At 69.1% G+C, this 13900-nt stretch carries 13 protein-coding genes and 1 pseudogene; 5 read left to right on the forward strand and 9 right to left on the reverse strand.

Going from position 1 to position 13900, the window contains the following annotated elements:
- Nucleotides 1–82: 82 nt before the first annotated feature.
- Nucleotides 83–2461, reverse strand: coding sequence for an ATP-binding cassette domain-containing protein (locus tag AC0ZLC_RS02025; RefSeq protein WP_476750083.1), 2379 nt, complete (start codon nucleotides 2459–2461; stop codon nucleotides 83–85).
- A 169-nt stretch (nucleotides 2462–2630) separates the two neighbouring features.
- Here AC0ZLC_RS02025 and AC0ZLC_RS02030 point away from each other — a divergent pair, with 169 nt between their 5' ends.
- On the forward strand, nucleotides 2631–3422 hold the full coding sequence (locus AC0ZLC_RS02030; protein WP_476750084.1) for a TioE family transcriptional regulator: 792 nt from the start codon (nucleotides 2631–2633) through the stop codon (nucleotides 3420–3422).
- 166 nt (nucleotides 3423–3588) lie between these two features.
- On the forward strand, nucleotides 3589–4167 hold the full coding sequence (locus AC0ZLC_RS02035; protein WP_476750085.1) for a GNAT family N-acetyltransferase: 579 nt from the start codon (nucleotides 3589–3591) through the stop codon (nucleotides 4165–4167).
- 209 nt (nucleotides 4168–4376) lie between these two features.
- Here AC0ZLC_RS02035 and AC0ZLC_RS02040 read toward each other — a convergent pair whose 3' ends face one another.
- A complete protein-coding gene (locus tag AC0ZLC_RS02040; RefSeq protein WP_476750086.1) occupies nucleotides 4377–5615 on the reverse strand; it encodes an MFS transporter in 1239 nt (412 codons plus the stop codon).
- 161 nt (nucleotides 5616–5776) lie between these two features.
- Here AC0ZLC_RS02040 and AC0ZLC_RS02045 point away from each other — a divergent pair, with 161 nt between their 5' ends.
- On the forward strand, nucleotides 5777–6544 hold the full coding sequence (locus tag AC0ZLC_RS02045) for a DeoR/GlpR family DNA-binding transcription regulator (RefSeq protein WP_476750087.1): 768 nt from the start codon (nucleotides 5777–5779) through the stop codon (nucleotides 6542–6544).
- Nucleotides 6545–6636: 92 nt separating this feature from the next.
- Here the strand turns inward: AC0ZLC_RS02045 and AC0ZLC_RS02050 are convergent, their stop codons facing one another.
- Together AC0ZLC_RS02050 and AC0ZLC_RS02055 are read right to left on the reverse strand one after the other, a co-directional pair.
- Nucleotides 6637–6864, reverse strand: coding sequence for a hypothetical protein (locus AC0ZLC_RS02050; RefSeq protein ID WP_476750088.1), 228 nt, complete (start codon nucleotides 6862–6864; stop codon nucleotides 6637–6639).
- A 281-nt stretch (nucleotides 6865–7145) separates the two neighbouring features.
- The gene (locus AC0ZLC_RS02055) at nucleotides 7146–7976 is read right to left on the reverse strand and encodes an SDR family NAD(P)-dependent oxidoreductase (RefSeq protein ID WP_476750089.1); all 831 of its coding nucleotides are present in this window, start codon (nucleotides 7974–7976) and stop codon (nucleotides 7146–7148) included.
- Between the two features lie 743 nt (nucleotides 7977–8719).
- Here AC0ZLC_RS02055 and AC0ZLC_RS02060 point away from each other — a divergent pair.
- Nucleotides 8720–8827: pseudogene (locus tag AC0ZLC_RS02060) on the forward strand (IS5/IS1182 family transposase); the annotation flags it as partial.
- A gap of 73 nt (nucleotides 8828–8900) precedes the next feature.
- Here the strand turns inward: AC0ZLC_RS02060 and AC0ZLC_RS02065 are convergent.
- The 5 genes from AC0ZLC_RS02065 to AC0ZLC_RS02085 all read right to left on the reverse strand — a co-directional run bounded on the left by AC0ZLC_RS02065 (nucleotide 8901) and on the right by AC0ZLC_RS02085 (nucleotide 12415).
- Nucleotides 8901–9293: a type II toxin-antitoxin system death-on-curing family toxin gene (locus tag AC0ZLC_RS02065; RefSeq protein ID WP_476750090.1), complete on the reverse strand. Its 393-nt coding sequence runs from the start codon at nucleotides 9291–9293 to the stop codon at nucleotides 8901–8903.
- Nucleotides 9290–9484, reverse strand: a complete 195-nt coding sequence (locus AC0ZLC_RS02070) for a ribbon-helix-helix protein, CopG family (protein WP_037672007.1) — start codon at nucleotides 9482–9484, stop codon at nucleotides 9290–9292. The genes AC0ZLC_RS02065 and AC0ZLC_RS02070 overlap by 4 nt, the downstream gene beginning before the upstream one ends.
- A gap of 575 nt (nucleotides 9485–10059) precedes the next feature.
- Entirely contained in the window at nucleotides 10060–10686 is a 627-nt protein-coding gene (locus tag AC0ZLC_RS02075) for a TetR/AcrR family transcriptional regulator (protein WP_476750091.1), read from the reverse strand.
- 144 nt (nucleotides 10687–10830) lie between these two features.
- A complete protein-coding gene (locus AC0ZLC_RS02080; RefSeq protein WP_476750092.1) occupies nucleotides 10831–12222 on the reverse strand; it encodes an amidase in 1392 nt (463 codons plus the stop codon).
- Nucleotides 12209–12415: a hypothetical protein gene (locus AC0ZLC_RS02085; protein WP_476750093.1), complete on the reverse strand. Its 207-nt coding sequence runs from the start codon at nucleotides 12413–12415 to the stop codon at nucleotides 12209–12211. Before AC0ZLC_RS02085 ends, AC0ZLC_RS02080 begins: the two co-directional genes overlap by 14 nt.
- Nucleotides 12416–12563: 148 nt before the next feature.
- On the opposite strand from AC0ZLC_RS02085, the gene AC0ZLC_RS02090 reads away from it, so the two are divergent.
- Nucleotides 12564–13889 carry an MFS transporter gene (locus AC0ZLC_RS02090; protein ID WP_476750094.1) on the forward strand — a complete coding sequence of 442 codons (1326 nt, stop codon included), beginning with the start codon at nucleotides 12564–12566 and terminating at the stop codon, nucleotides 13887–13889.
- The last annotated feature ends 11 nt before the right edge of the window (nucleotides 13890–13900 follow it).

The following is a 13900-nucleotide window of genomic DNA, read 5'->3' on the forward strand; positions in this document are numbered from 1 at the left end:
CGGCTTCCGGCCCGACGCACGCCGACCACGGCCGGAGCCCCCGCCCCCTGTCACCAGGCGGAGGCCGACGGGCCGTGTCGCGTCAGGTGCCGACGTACTGTGCGAGGTGCTCGCCCGTGAGGGTGGGGCGGGCGGCGACGAGATCGGCGGGCGTGCCCTCGAAGACGATCCGGCCGCCGTCGTGGCCGGCGCCCGGGCCGAGGTCGATGATCCAGTCGGCGTGCGCCATGACCGCCTGGTGGTGCTCCACGACGATGACCGTCCTGCCGGCGTCCACCAACCGGTCGAGCAGGGCGAGCAGTTGCTCGACATCGGCCAGGTGAAGGCCGCTGGTCGGCTCGTCGAGGATGTAGACGCTGCCCGTTCCCGCCAGGTGGCCGGCGAGCTTCAGCCGTTGCCGTTCGCCGCCGGAGAGCGTGGTGAGCGGCTGGCCTAGGCCGAGGTAGCCCAGACCGACCTCGGCGAGCCGGTCGAGGACGGCATACGCGGCCGGCGTCCGCGCCTCACCGCTGCGGAAGAACTCCGCGGCCTCGGCCACCGGCATCGCGAACACCTCGCTGATGTCCCGGCCGCCGAGCCGGTACTGGAGCACCGAGGCCTGGAACCGCTTGCCCTCGCACTCCTCGCAGGTGGTGGCGACGCCGGCCATGATCGCCAGGTCGGTGTAGATCACGCCGGCGCCCTTGCAGGTGGGGCATGCGCCCTCGGAGTTGGGGCTGAACAGGGCGGGCTTGACCCCGTTGACCTTGGCGAACGTCTTGCGGATCGGTTCGAGCATGCCGGTGCAGGTGGCCGGGTTGCTGCGCCGGGAGCCCTTGATGGGCGACTGGTCCACCGTGACGACACCCTCCCGGCCCGCCACCGAGCCGTGGATCAGGGAAGTCTTGCCTGAGCCGGCGACGCCGGTGACCACGGTGAGCACGCCGAGCGGGATGTCCACGTCGACGTCGTGCAGGTTGTGCTCGCTCGCGCCGCGCACCTCCAGCACACCGGACCGCTGACGCACGGACGGCTTCAGCGAGGCCCGGTCGTCCAGGTGCCGTCCGGTGACGGTGCCGCCGGCCCGCAGACCCTCGACGGTGCCTTCGAAGACCACCTCGCCGCCCTTGGTCCCGGCGTGCGGTCCCAGGTCGACCACGTGGTCGGCGATCACGATCGTCTCCGGCTTGTGCTCCACGACCAGCACGGTGTTGCCCTTGTCGCGCAGTCGCAGCAGCAGGTCGTTCATCCGCCGGATGTCGTGCGGGTGCAGGCCGACGGTGGGCTCGTCGAACACGTAGGTGACGTCGGTGAGCGCGGAACCCAGATGCCGGACCATCTTGACGCGCTGGGCCTCACCGCCCGAGAGCGTGCTCGAGGACCGGTCGAGCGAGAGGTAGCCCAGGCCGATCCGGACGAACGAGTCGAGGGTCTGGCCGAGCACCGTGAGCAGTGTCGTGACCGACGGATCGCTCAGACCGCGGGCCCAGGCCGCGAGGTCGCTGATCTGCAGGGCGCAGGCGTCGGCGATGCTGAGGCCGTCGATCTTCGCGGACCGGGCGGTCTCGCTGAGCCGGGTGCCGTGGCACTCGGGGCAGACGGAGAACGCCACCGCCCGTTCCACGAAGGCACGGATGTGCGGCTGGAGCGTCTCCCTGTCCTTGGACAGGAAGGACTTGCGCACCCGCGCGAGGAGGCCCTCGTAGGTGGTGTTGATGCCCTTCACCTTGACCTTGACCGGATCCCGGTGCAGGAAGTCGTGCCTTTCCTGCTCGGTGTAGTCGCGGACCGGCTTGTGCGGGTCGAGCAGACCCGACTCGGTGAACGACCGCATCACCCAGCCGTCGGGCTTCCAGCCGGGGACCGTGACCGCGCCGTCCGCGAGCGACTTGGAGTCGTCGACGAGCCGGGCGGGATCGATGTCCGAGACGGTGCCCATGCCCTCGCACCGCGGGCACATGCCGCCGACGACGCTGAAGCCCTTCTCGATCTTCTTGCCGTTCACCACGAGGACACCCGACGCGTCGGCCGAGGCGACGTTGAAGGCGAACGCCTTCTGCGTCCCGATGTACGGCTCGGCGAGCCGGCTGAAGAGGATGCGCAGCAGTGTGCCCGCGTCGGTGGCGGTGCCGACCGTGGAGCGGGGACTGGTGCCCATCGGCTGCTGGTCGACCAGGATCGCGGTGGTCAGCCCGTCGAGCACATCGACCTCGGGCCGCGCCAGGGTGGGCATGAAGCCCTGGATGAAGGCGCTGTACGTCTCGTTGATCAGCCGTTGCGACTCCGCGGCGATCGTGTCGAACACCAGGGAGCTCTTGCCCGATCCGGAGACCCCGGTGAACACGGTCAGCCGCCGTTTGGGGATCTCCACATGCACGTTCTTGAGGTTGTTCTCACGTGCCCCGTGCACACGGATCAGATCATGGCTGTCGGCGGCACACAGCCCAGGAGGCTGGGTGTCCGTCTCCGTGCCGGCCGTCATGGTGTCCCTCCCGTTCGTCGGACACGGCATGCCGTCGTCAGGTGAAGTGGTGACGAGTTCCTGAACGTCCCGGTTCATGGCACTCAAGCGTAAACCTGCAAAGTCGGTTGAGGGTTTGGGAGAAGCCACTCGGACCGTACGCGGATCGCTCAGGATAAAGTCTCAAACCGTGAAGTACCTGCGTCCGTTCGACCTGGCCCGTGAGCACGGCATCTCCACCCAGGCGGTCCGCAACTACGAGCGGGAGGGGTTCATCCCGCTCGCCCGGCGCACCCCGTCCGGCTACCGCTCCTACACCGAGGCCCACGCGGCGGCCCTGCGCGCCTATCTGGCGCTCGTCCAGGCGTACGGGTACGCCACGGGCGGAGAGATCATGCGGTCGCTCAACACCGGTGACCTCGACGCCGCGCTGACGGCCGTCGACCGCGGTCACGCCCAACTGCTGCGCGACCGGAGCACGCTGGACGCGGTGGGGCGGGCGGTGGAGCACCTCACCTCCAGCCCCGGCCCCGCTGAGCACCCGTCCGCCGAGCACCTGTCCGCCGGCAGCGAGCCGCTCAGCATCGGCGAACTCGCGCGCCGTCTGGGGGTGACCGCGGCGACCCTGCGGAACTGGGAAGCGGTGGGCATCCTCACCCCCGCCCGGGAACCGGTCACCGCCCACCGCTCGTTCGGCGCCACGGACGTACGCGACGCCGAGCTGACCCATCTCCTCAGACGCGGGGGCTACCCGTTGGAGCACATCCGTACGGTGGTCCGGCAGATCCGCACGGCCGGCGGCACCGAGGCGCTGTCCGCCGCCCTGGACGACTGGCGGCGACGGCTCACAGCCCGCGGTGTGTCCATGCTCGACGCGGCGGCCCTGCTCGGCGGGTACGTGGCACTTGTGGGCCTCGCCCCGGCCGGACCGCCGGCCACCGCAGAACGGGCTCCCGCGCCGGGGTCCCCACCGACGCTTTGAGACCGCGTAGCCCGGCAAGTCCGCCCACTGCCCCGACGGCATCGCCCTAAGCCTCAGCGGGTCTTTCGCGGGCTCGGTGGTCACAGCGGCCTGTCCCGGACCGCCCGGTTACCAGGCCGCCCCGAAACCCGACCCATGCCGGCCAAACTGATCGTAGGTTCATGCCATGACGACCGTTGACGACATGGACTACGAGTTCCGCACTGCCCGGCCTGAGGACACCCGGGCCATCGAGACACTCAACGGATCCTTCACCACCCGCACCATCTTCCGCGTGACCGTCAGCCAAGACGGATTCGCCCTCCAGGAGATCCCAGTGGACCCGCCCATCCACAAAGTCTTCCCGGCAGAAGACGCCGACGACGGCCCTGCAGACGAGGAGGAGCCGAACAGCCGTACTTTCGTCGCCGTCGGCCCTGACGGTCTGGCGGGCTTCGCCGTCGTCTCCTATGTTCCGTGGAACCGGCGGCTGGCCATCGAGGACATCGAGGTCGCTCCGGCCCATCGGGGTCAGGGCGTCGGCCGGGCCCTGGTGGGCCAGGCTGTCGAGTTCGCCCGTGAGCGCGGTGCCAGGCACATCTGGCTGGAAGTCAGCAACATCAACGCGCCGGCGATCCACGCCTACCAGCGCATGGGATTCACCTTCTGCGGACTGGACACGACGCTCTACGACGGCACGATCTCATCGGGGGAACGCGCCCTCTACATGAGCATGCCCTGCCCTGAAGTCGCCGCAGACGGCTGACAGGGGGAGGTGGTACGTAGCCCTCGCGCGACCGTCGTCCCCATGGGGAACCGTGACCGCGGGAGTGGAGAATTGCCTGACGCCGAACCTACTTGACGCGGGGGAGGTGCACGCCATCGCCCGCGCCTGCCGCCGCCCGCGAGGGTGTCGAGCAGCTCCACGGCGCGCTGCGCGCGAGGGCACCGAACATATATCGAGGAGTACGGCTTTCATCCTTGGATTCCTTGGGACGGGACAACGTCCGGGAGGGCTTCGGGGCGGGAGGCCGCCGCGCCATCGGGGTCGGGGGCGTGCTTCCGCAGCCACAGGCTGAGCCCCACGCAGATGAGGGCGAGACCGAACAGCACCAGTGGGGCCGCCCGCACGTCCATGGTGTCGATCACCCCGCCCAGGAGCGGCGGGAAGGCCACCCCGCCGATCATGGAGGCGGCGATCACGTAGGCCCCGGCCGCGGCGACGCTCGGTACGGCCCGGTTCAACCAGGGCAAGCAAGTGGGGAAGATGGGCGCGATCATCAGCCCGACGCCGAAGTAGGCGTAAGGGGCGAGGTGGGGAACGGTCGCGAGCACGAGGAAGACGGCCATGCCGGCGCAGCAGACCGTCAGGATCGACGGCGCGGACCAGCGAAGGCTCAGGGGGACGATGACGAAGCGGCCGATGGTCATGGCGGCCCAGTACGCGGAGGTCGCGGTGGCGGCGGTGGCGGCGCCGTAACCGACGGCCTCCAGGTGGGTGGGCTCCCAGCCACCGACACCGGTCTCGATGGCCACGTGCAGGACGTAGATGCCGATGAACGCGGCGATGACCGGCAGGACGCGTGCTCCGCGGGCCTCTTCGCCCTCGGTGACGGCCGCCTCCGGCTCCCGGGCGGTGACGCCCCCCAGGGTGAGCAGGATGAGCAGGCAGACGATGCCGAGGCCGACGAAGATCTCCGGATAGCTGTCCGCGCCGAGCCAGCCGATCAGAGCGGGACCGGCGATCGCGCCCACACCGAAGTGGCCGTTGAGCAGGTTCAGCATGGCGGTGCTGCGGCGCCCGAACCCGATGGCGAAGAGCTGGTTGAGGCCGTAGTCGATGCCGCCGAAGCCCAGCCCGATGACGAAGGTGCCGGTGAGTGCCAGGATCCAGCTGGGCGAGAACGCGAAGAGCGCTGCGCCTGCGGCCATGAGCACGTACGAGCCACCGAGCAGCGTGCGGTTGTCCAGTCGGCCCCTCATGACGTGATAGACCAGCACCCCCAGGAGGGCCCCGATGAAGTGGGCGCTGAGGCTGAGCCCGGCAACGGCGGGGCTGATGCCGAACTCCTCGCGCAGCGCCGGGATGGCAGGGCCGTACAGCGCCTGCAGGGCACCGATCACCACGAACGCCACGCACGAGGCGACGATGGCGACGGTGGTGAGCAGGCGCCTCGCCGTCTTGGACGGGTCGGCCTCACTGGTGGCGGACATCGCTCTCCTCATCGTCCGTCAACTAATGAACATTATTAACGTTCATTACGGTGCGAAACTCACACTCAATTTTGCATACTACTCACGGAAAATGTTCGTTTCAACACCTACCATGTGCACTCCGGCTCTCAGTGCTGCTTTTCTGTGCTAGAAGCAGACGTATGAACGTGATGGACAGACACAAGTTCGTGGTCGCGCTGCTCATGAAGGAGAACCGCGCGACCGTCGCGGAGCTGGCCCTGGCCACCGGCGCGTCCGAGATGACGATCCGCCGGGACCTGGAGGTACTGGAGTCACGCGGCGCCCTGCGCAGGGTGCGCGGCGGCGCCGTGAGCAACCTCCCCGGTGGCGTCGAACCTCCCTACGCGATCCGCGCCATGTCGGGCGCGCTGGCGAAGGAGCGGCTCGCGAACGCGGTGCTGGAACTGCTCACCGACGGCGAGACCATCGCCCTGGACACCGGGACCACCGCCGTGGCCATCGCCAAGGCGATGGGCGACCGCCAGTTCACCGTCACCCCCCTCTCCTTGCACGCCGCCTTCGCCCTCTCCGCACATCCGGGCATCCAGCTCCTGCTCCCCGGCGGTCAGGTGCGCCCCGAAGAACTCTCCTTCTATGGCCACACCCCGGTCCAGACGTTCCGTGATCTGTGCTTCGACACGTTCATCCTGGGCTGCTGCGGCGTCGACCCGGTCCAGGGCGCCACCGCATACAACCTCGACGACGTACAGGTGAAGCGGGCTGCGGTGGCCTCCGCCCAACGGGTCATCCTGGTGGCGACCGCCGACAAGCTAGGCCGGGCGGCACTGGGGCGGATCTGCCCCATGGAGCAGATCGACCTCATCGTCACGGACGCGCCGGAGAGCTCACCGGTGGTCGAGGAGCTGCGGGCGCAGGGCGTCGAAGTGATCCACCCGTCGGACGGCTGACCCATGCGCCCCCGCCGCCGGCGGGGGCGTTCGCTCGTTCCATACCTCGCGCCCTTCTCCGCACCGCGCCGTTTCCCCATCGCACGCACGCCCTACATGCAGAGCGCCACGCACCGGCGCAACAGCGGTTCAAGGCGCAATTGGGTGTCCTCGTGGTCGAACGCCTGAAGAGCGTTCAGGCAGTTGACGATCCACCGCCCCTCGTCCTCGTCCTCGATCTGGAGCGCCACAGCAGTCACCGCGCCCGCGAGACGTACGCCGCGCTCCTCGATCTCCAGCAGTACGTCCGGCCCGGCGCACAGGAGGAGGCGCACCGGCACGCCCGGCAGACAGGGCTACGGGACGACCGGCTCGCCACAGCCGCACTCGACGGGGCGCTCGACCAGGCCCGGCGCGCCAAGCTCGCGGGCACCCCGCCGTCCGGCTCCGGACCCTGCCCGGCGTGGTGCACGGCAGTCCGGGGACACCGCTCGGGATCGCCCCGATGTGGCCGTCCATGGTGGACGCGCTGCCCGTTCACGACCGGCCCGCTCCGGCCGGCGGCCCTGATCCGCCGCGAGCGACGGGTCCGGAGCGGGCCGCCGCGGCCGGGCGGTGGTGGTCATGGAGTGTCGGGGACCTCGCTGCCGCGTGGCGCGACGTGGAAGTCGAAGGCCAGCGTCCCGGGGTCCAGGGCCGTCGCGCCGCCATCGACAGTGAGAACGGCACCGTTCACGTACGACGCCGCCGGCGACAAGAGCCAGGCGACGGCCTCCGCGATCTCACGCGGCTCGCCCGGTCGCCCCAGTGGCAGCAGCCTGGTCACCTCCTCGTAGGCGGCCCGGGCGCCGTCTCCTCCCAAGTCCGCCTCCTCGGCGAAGCGCGTCATGCGACGGTCGGCCATCTCGCTGCGCACCCAGCTCGGGCACACGATGTTGGCTCGTACTCCCTGGCGCCCGTAGTCGACGGCGACGGAACGGCACAGCTGGAGCAGGGCAGCCTTGGACGTGGCGTACGGGACGTTGCTCGTGCCGTTGCGCAGGGCGGAGACCGAAGCAACGGCGACCACCGCTCCGCTCGACTCCAGCAAGTGCGGGATCGCCGCGCGCAGGAGCAGCAGAGGGCCGGTGACATTGGTGCGCATCACCACGTCCCAGTCGTCCAGCGACAGGTCGCCGACGGTACCGCCCCGGCCGATGCCCGCGTTGAGCACCACCCCGTCGATCCGTCCATGGGCAGCCAGCGCGGCTCGGACGAGACCGTCGGCGGCCTCCGGATCACCGGCGTCGGACGGATGCGCGAGTACGCCGATCTCCCGCTCGAGGCGCCGCAAGGGCTCGCTCCGCCGACCGGAGACGACCACATGGTGCCCCCCTTCGCGGAGCAGCCGGGCCGTGGCCTCTCCGATGCCTGAACCTCCACCGGTCACAATGACAACTCGCTCGTCGACCACTGCTTTCCTGGCTCCTTCCGGATCGCGTGACACGTCGGAGACTAGGTCCCGGGGATCCTTCGCTGACGACTTCGAGCCAGGTCGGACAGCCTCCGTGAGCCGAAGAGGCGCTCAACGTCGTGCGCTTCGGGAAACAGATCGAGCACACCTTGCCGCACTTGAAAGCCCGGGAAAACCGCAGGTCAGAGGCCTTTCTCGGCAGGCTCGAGAATTGCCCACACACTCCACGTGCGACGTCATCGGAAAGATGTCGGAACTGGGACTCCGTGACGTCACCGCAGGTCAGCGGGCAAGTGTCACTCCACCGAACGTCCCTTTGAACGCTCAGAGCGTCAAACGAGCGTCACGGCCGAGGTATGCGTTGGCCTCCGTTCCTGAGACCCATTCAGTGCAGTGCCGCACGGGTGACGGCCGTCCATCTCAACCGGGACCCAGTCTCCCGCAGGGCTTTCGGCTGGCGTCGGTGTGCAATCGAGCCATGACCGCAGATCCTTGAATGCTCTGGTCGGAGGGCTGGCCACAGGGACGCTCATCCCCAATGTTCCTCCTGGTGGCGCAGGAGGTCATCGCCGTGGAGTTGCTTGGTGGCGTAAGAAGCCGCAGACGGCCTTGACGATGTTGTGCCTTAGCGACTTGTCGGCCTGCCGGGTGTGCACGTTCCAGCGGGCGCTGGCCTTGAACTCGGTGCCCTGGGACTCGCCGGCGGCGATCATGTCGGCCGGGTGGTCGGGACGTACGCAGGGCGTTCTCCGACGTGGAAGATCCTGCGCGACTGCAGGCTCAAAGGTGCCGGCGTCCATCACGCCATGCCCGGTGTCGCCCGCCTGCACAACCTCCTCCAAGCCGCGTAGAAGCACCGTCGCCTCCGCTACCTGGTACGTCTCGGCATACCTGAAGAACAATCACGGGACACGACGTCGAACGTCAGGAAATGGGGAACCAGGCCGACAGACGCTTGGCAATGACCGGTACATCGACGTTGTCCTGCGCGACTTCCTCGACGAATGGGCCGGCAACGGAGACGGGCGGCGGCACGGTACTGGCGCTGACGCCGTTGAACCGCAGGAAGACACGCATGGCGAGCCAGGCGGTGCGCTTGTTACCGTCGATCAGCGCATGATTGCGGGCAACGGAATGCAGCAGTGCCGCCGCCTTCTCGTGCAGCGTGGGATACAGCTCGGCTCCGAACACGTTCGTCCGGGGTCGCTCGATCGCCGACACCAAAAGTCCCATGTCACGCACACTGTGCTCGGTACCGTTGACCGTGCGAGCAATGGCCAGGATCTCGTCGAGCTGGATGTAGCGCACGTCCGTCACTTCAGGTAGTCCAGAATCTCCGCATCGCTGTCCATCAGCTCGGCCAGGACGTCGTCGACCTTCAGCTCGGCCCGGTTCTGGGCGTCGCGGATGGCCTCGATGGCAAGTTCCTGCTTGCTGCGGCCCTCCCGACGAGCCCGCTCGGTGAGCTTCGCGTCAAGGTCGTCGGGGAGTCGGAGTGTCATCGCCATACAGAGATGATACCTGACCGGTATCAAGACGGCACGGTCGAGCCGCGTTCCCGCCCCCCAAGGAACGTGGGGCCGGGATGGTCACTCGCACCGCCTGCGGCGGCGCAGCAGAGACTTCCGCTTCGAGCGTCATCCAAGCGTCAAGAATCTCCGAACGACCCCCTGAAGACGTCGCCGATGCAGGCACCTCGCTCACGAATCCGCAGGTCAGCGAGGTACAAAGATCGATCCATCCGCTCGAAGCGCTGCACGGAGGGAAACAGGTCGAGCAACCCACCCGGACAACGAAAGCGCAGCTCAGGACCCCTTACCCGCAGGTTCGAGGATCGCGACGCACTCCACGTGCGACGTCATCGGAACGATGTCCCGACAGGATGGATCTCGTACAACACCAGGTCAGGGGTCATTTTCTGCTCCGCTGAAGGGTCCTTCGTGCGCACGGAGCGTCAAACGGGCGTCACACCCCAGGGCTACGTCCTGGTCGGTCATTGCCGGGGATTTCAGGATCCCTGCCAGTACAGCCAGCCCCTTGGCCTCCACAGCCCAGTGGCCAGACCGCCCGATGAGCGAAGTGGTCAGCTGTCGGGTTTCTTCGAGCGCCGCGGTGCGGCGGCCTGGGTGGGGCGAGTGCCGGCCTCGATCTGCAGGGCGTCCACGGCGTTCGTCACGAGCTCGCGCGCGTATGCGGCGTCCAGTCGACCAGGGCGGAAGAGGATGCGGTACATGATCGGCGCCACGACCCGGTCGATCAGCAGTTCCGTCTCGGGCACCGGCTCCCCCCGCTGCACCGCACGGGCCAACACGACGTCGATCTGCTCCGCGGCATACGCCGAACACTGACCGGCATTGGTTCCGTCGGGGTCACCGAGCAGGGCGTCCCGGATGTAGGCACGCCCGGGCGGCGAGGCCATCTCGTCGAGGAACTGTTCCGCCCACGCGTCGAGATCGGCCCGCACGCTTCCGAGATCGGCCGGCTCCGTTTCCGGGCGCAGTCGTTCGACGGCCACGTCGGACAGGAGTTCCTGCAGGTCGCCCCAACGACGGTAGATCGTGGAGGGGGTCACGCCCGCCCGAGTGGCCACCATCGGGACCGTGAGCGCGTCGCGGCCCACCTCCCCTACGAGTTCACGTACCGCCGCATGGACGGACTCCTGTACGCGTGCGCTGCGCCCGCCGGGGCGGACCATGGGCTTGGGACTCATGCGGTCCACTTTAATGCGAATTTGTTGCTTCTAGGCGGTGGCCGGCGTCGGCGACCCGCAGGGCTACGATCCGGGCGGCCCCGAGCACGGCGGACGCCCCTGCGGCGACGCAACCGCATGCCGGCTGGAACGTCCGCCTTCCCCTCAGACAGCGAGGGGAGCAAGCCGCCCCGCGCCGGCCACCGACTCCTCGTAGACCCGGCCCACACGGAGCACGGTCGCGTCGTGGAAGGGGCGCGCCATCAGCTGCATACCGATCGGCAGTCCGGCGCGGTCGTGACCGACCGGCAGGGTGAGGGCCGGGACGCCGGTGATGTTGGCGGGGGCACAGAGGCGGACATAGCTGTCCGACACGGCCTCGGTCGTGCCATCGGCCCACTCGACGGCTTTCTGCCCCGCCTCGGCGGCGGTCATCGGCACCGTCGGCGCGGCGAGGACGTCGATTCCGTCGAACATGCGAGCCCAGGCGTCTCGCATCATGGTGCGGGCCCGCTGGGCGCGGAGGTAGTCGCCCGCAGAGGTGAGTTCGCCGGCCTCCAGCAGGATGCGAACGTCCGCCGCGTACAGGTCGGGGGTGGCCCGCAGTGACCGCTCGTGGTACGCGGTGGCCTCGGGAACCATCAGCCCCCACTGAACGGCCTGGATGTAACGCGCCATCGGGATCTCGACGTCGACGAGCTCCGCCCCCAGCTCCGCCAGCCGCTCGATCGCGCCGCGCACGGACTCCTCGACCTCGGGCGTGACCCGGTCGAAGTAGTGGTTCCGCGGTACGCCGACCTTCAGTCCTCGCAGGTCGCCTCCCGGGAAGCGGTCCAGCATGGGGCCGGACACGCTCGCCGGGTCCCGCGGGTCGTGGCCGGCGGTCGCCGACAGCACCAGCGCGACGTCCTGGACGGTGCGGGTGAGAGGGCCCACGTGGTCCAGGGACCAGGACAGCGAGGTCACGCCTGTGCGTGGGACCAGGCCGTAGGTCGGCTTGAGGCCCACCACGCCGTTCAGGGCCGCGGGGACCCGGATGGAACCGCCCGTGTCCGTGCCCATGGCGAACGTCGCCCCGCCGGCGGCGACAGCTACCGCCGAGCCGCCGCTCGACCCACCCGCGATCCGGCTGTGATCCCAGGCGTTGTTCGTCTGCGGAGTGGTCAGGCCGTAGGCGAACTCGTGCGTGTGCGTCTTGCCCAGGAGGACGGCCCCGGCAATGCCGAGCCGTTCGGCCACTCGACTGTCGCGTTCCGCCACGTGCCCTGTCCGGACGTGCGAACTCGCCGTGGTGGGTACCCCCTCTGCGTCGATCAGATCCTTGAGCGCCATGGGGATCCCGTGCAGCGGCCCGCGCGGTCCGCTTCCGGAGATCTCCCGTTCGGCGCGGACCGCTGCGGCCAGGGCCGCGTCGGCGGCGACGGTGACGTAGGCGCCCAGCCGTCCTTCGACGGCAGCTATACGGGCGAGCACCGATTCGGTGAGTTCGACGGGGGACAGCTCCCGTGCGCGCACCGCACGGGAGGCTTCGGTCAGCGACAGCTCAAACGGTTGCATCGGCGTCCCCCTGTCCGGCTCGGTAGGAGGACGCGGGAGGGGTCTCGCCGAAATCGAGCTCGCGCAACGTGCTGATCACGGAGTGGATGTGGTTGGCCGTCATGGCCACTTCCTCATGTCGGCCGTCCCCGAGGGGGAGCCCCGCCCGCAGCGCCCCTCGGGCTGCCTCTTGGGGAGTGAGTTCGCTGGTCATGGCTTCCTTCCGGATCTGTGCGGCGTGACGGGCCGGGGCTGGTACAGGACCTCCGACCAACGTAAAAGCGAATCGTTTGCTTTAAGTCACCGTAGGCCCTACAGTCAACTAAAGCAAACGATTCGCTTTTAGCACGGGAAGGACCCTCATGCAGAGCGTCCCCGCGGGCCTCGCGCCTTCCTGCACCTCCCCATCCGGACGCCTGCCGTTCGCATTGCACGCCTCGATCCTGATCGCGCTGCTCGCCGCATCCAGCGCGCCGACCCCGCTGTACCCCCACTACCAGGCTCAGTGGCAGTTGTCGGCCCTCGACATCACCGTGGTCTTCAGCGCCTACGCTCTGGCGCTCCTGATCGCACTGCTGACGACCGGAACCCTTTCCGACCATGTCGGACGCCGCCCCGTGCTCCTGGGCGCGCTCACGGTCCAGGTCGCCTCCATGGCGCTGTTCGCGACGGCCGGCGGCCTGACCACCCTGATCGGCGCCCGCGTGCTGCAGGGCATCGCGACCGGCGCGGCGACCAGCGCAGCAGGTGCGGCTCTCCTCGACCTGGAAGACCCCGCCCGGCCGGGTCGCCCCGCTCTGGCCAACAGCATCGCGCCGGTGACGGGCATGGCGGCCGGCGTCCTGGCAGCCACCCTCATGGTGCGCTTCGCCCCCGTCCCGGCGATCACGGTGTACGCGGCCCTGATCGCCGTGTTCACCGCGCAGGCCATCGCCCTTGTCTCGACGTCCGAGACCGTCCGCCGTCATCCCGGAGCACTGCGCTCGACGCGGCCCCACCTGGCGCTGCCGTCGGCGGCCGCCCACGCTCTCCTGCTCAACGGCGCCGGCGTCGTCGCCGTCTGGGCACTCGGCGGCTTCTACTCGTCCCTGGGACCGGGCTTCACACGGCTCATCTCCCCCGACGGACCCGAATACGCCGGCGGCCTGGTCTTCTTCACGCTGACGGCCGTCGCCGCCCCGACGGTGTACTTCACGCGCAGGATGCGTGCCGACGTCTCCGCTCTTCTCGGGAGCTGCGCGGTGATTCCGGCGGCCGGCCTGACCCTGGGTGCCCTCTATCTCGCCGGCCCCGTACTTCTCTTCGCCGGGGCGGCGCTGGCCGGGTTCGGCTTCGGAGCCGTCTCCCAGGGTGCGCTGCGCGCGGTCGTCGACTCGGTCCCGGCCCGGGAGAAGAGCGGCACGCTCGCCTCCTATTACGTACTCAGCTACCTGGCGATGAGTCTGCCCGCCATCGGCGCCGGCGCCCTCACCGCCGGCTTCGGGCTGCGTGCGGCAGCACTGGCCTATGCCGGCTGCGTGGCCGTACTGGCGACCGTCGCAGTCGCGACGCTGACCGCGCCGCTGCGCAGTCGGCGCCGGACACCGTCTGAGGACGCCCACTCCCGCCCGGCAACGAGCAACTACACATCCGTCTCTCGGGACATCCCCGCTCCAGACATCTCCGTCCTCGCGACCCATAACAGGTAAGGAAAGTCGCC

The sequence above is a fragment of the Streptomyces sp. GLSS-08 genome, from assembly GCF_056387915.1.

Bases quoted from the DNA above. Each gene is read 5' to 3' on its own strand.
- AC0ZLC_RS02025 (WP_476750083.1), bottom strand. From the start codon at position 2,461: ATGACGGCCGGCACGGAGACGGACACCCAGCCTCCTGGGCTGTGTGCC.
- AC0ZLC_RS02035 (WP_476750085.1), top strand. From the start codon at position 3,589: ATGACGACCGTTGACGACATGGACTACGAGTTCCGCACTGCCCGGCCT.
- AC0ZLC_RS02040 (WP_476750086.1), bottom strand. From the start codon at position 5,615: ATGTCCGCCACCAGTGAGGCCGACCCGTCCAAGACGGCGAGGCGCCTG.
- AC0ZLC_RS02045 (WP_476750087.1), top strand. From the start codon at position 5,777: ATGAACGTGATGGACAGACACAAGTTCGTGGTCGCGCTGCTCATGAAG.
- AC0ZLC_RS02070 (WP_037672007.1), bottom strand. From the start codon at position 9,484: ATGGCGATGACACTCCGACTCCCCGACGACCTTGACGCGAAGCTCACC.
- AC0ZLC_RS02075 (WP_476750091.1), bottom strand. From the start codon at position 10,686: ATGAGTCCCAAGCCCATGGTCCGCCCCGGCGGGCGCAGCGCACGCGTA.
- AC0ZLC_RS02080 (WP_476750092.1), bottom strand. From the start codon at position 12,222: ATGCAACCGTTTGAGCTGTCGCTGACCGAAGCCTCCCGTGCGGTGCGC.
- AC0ZLC_RS02085 (WP_476750093.1), bottom strand. From the start codon at position 12,415: ATGACCAGCGAACTCACTCCCCAAGAGGCAGCCCGAGGGGCGCTGCGG.
- AC0ZLC_RS02090 (WP_476750094.1), top strand. From the start codon at position 12,564: ATGCAGAGCGTCCCCGCGGGCCTCGCGCCTTCCTGCACCTCCCCATCC.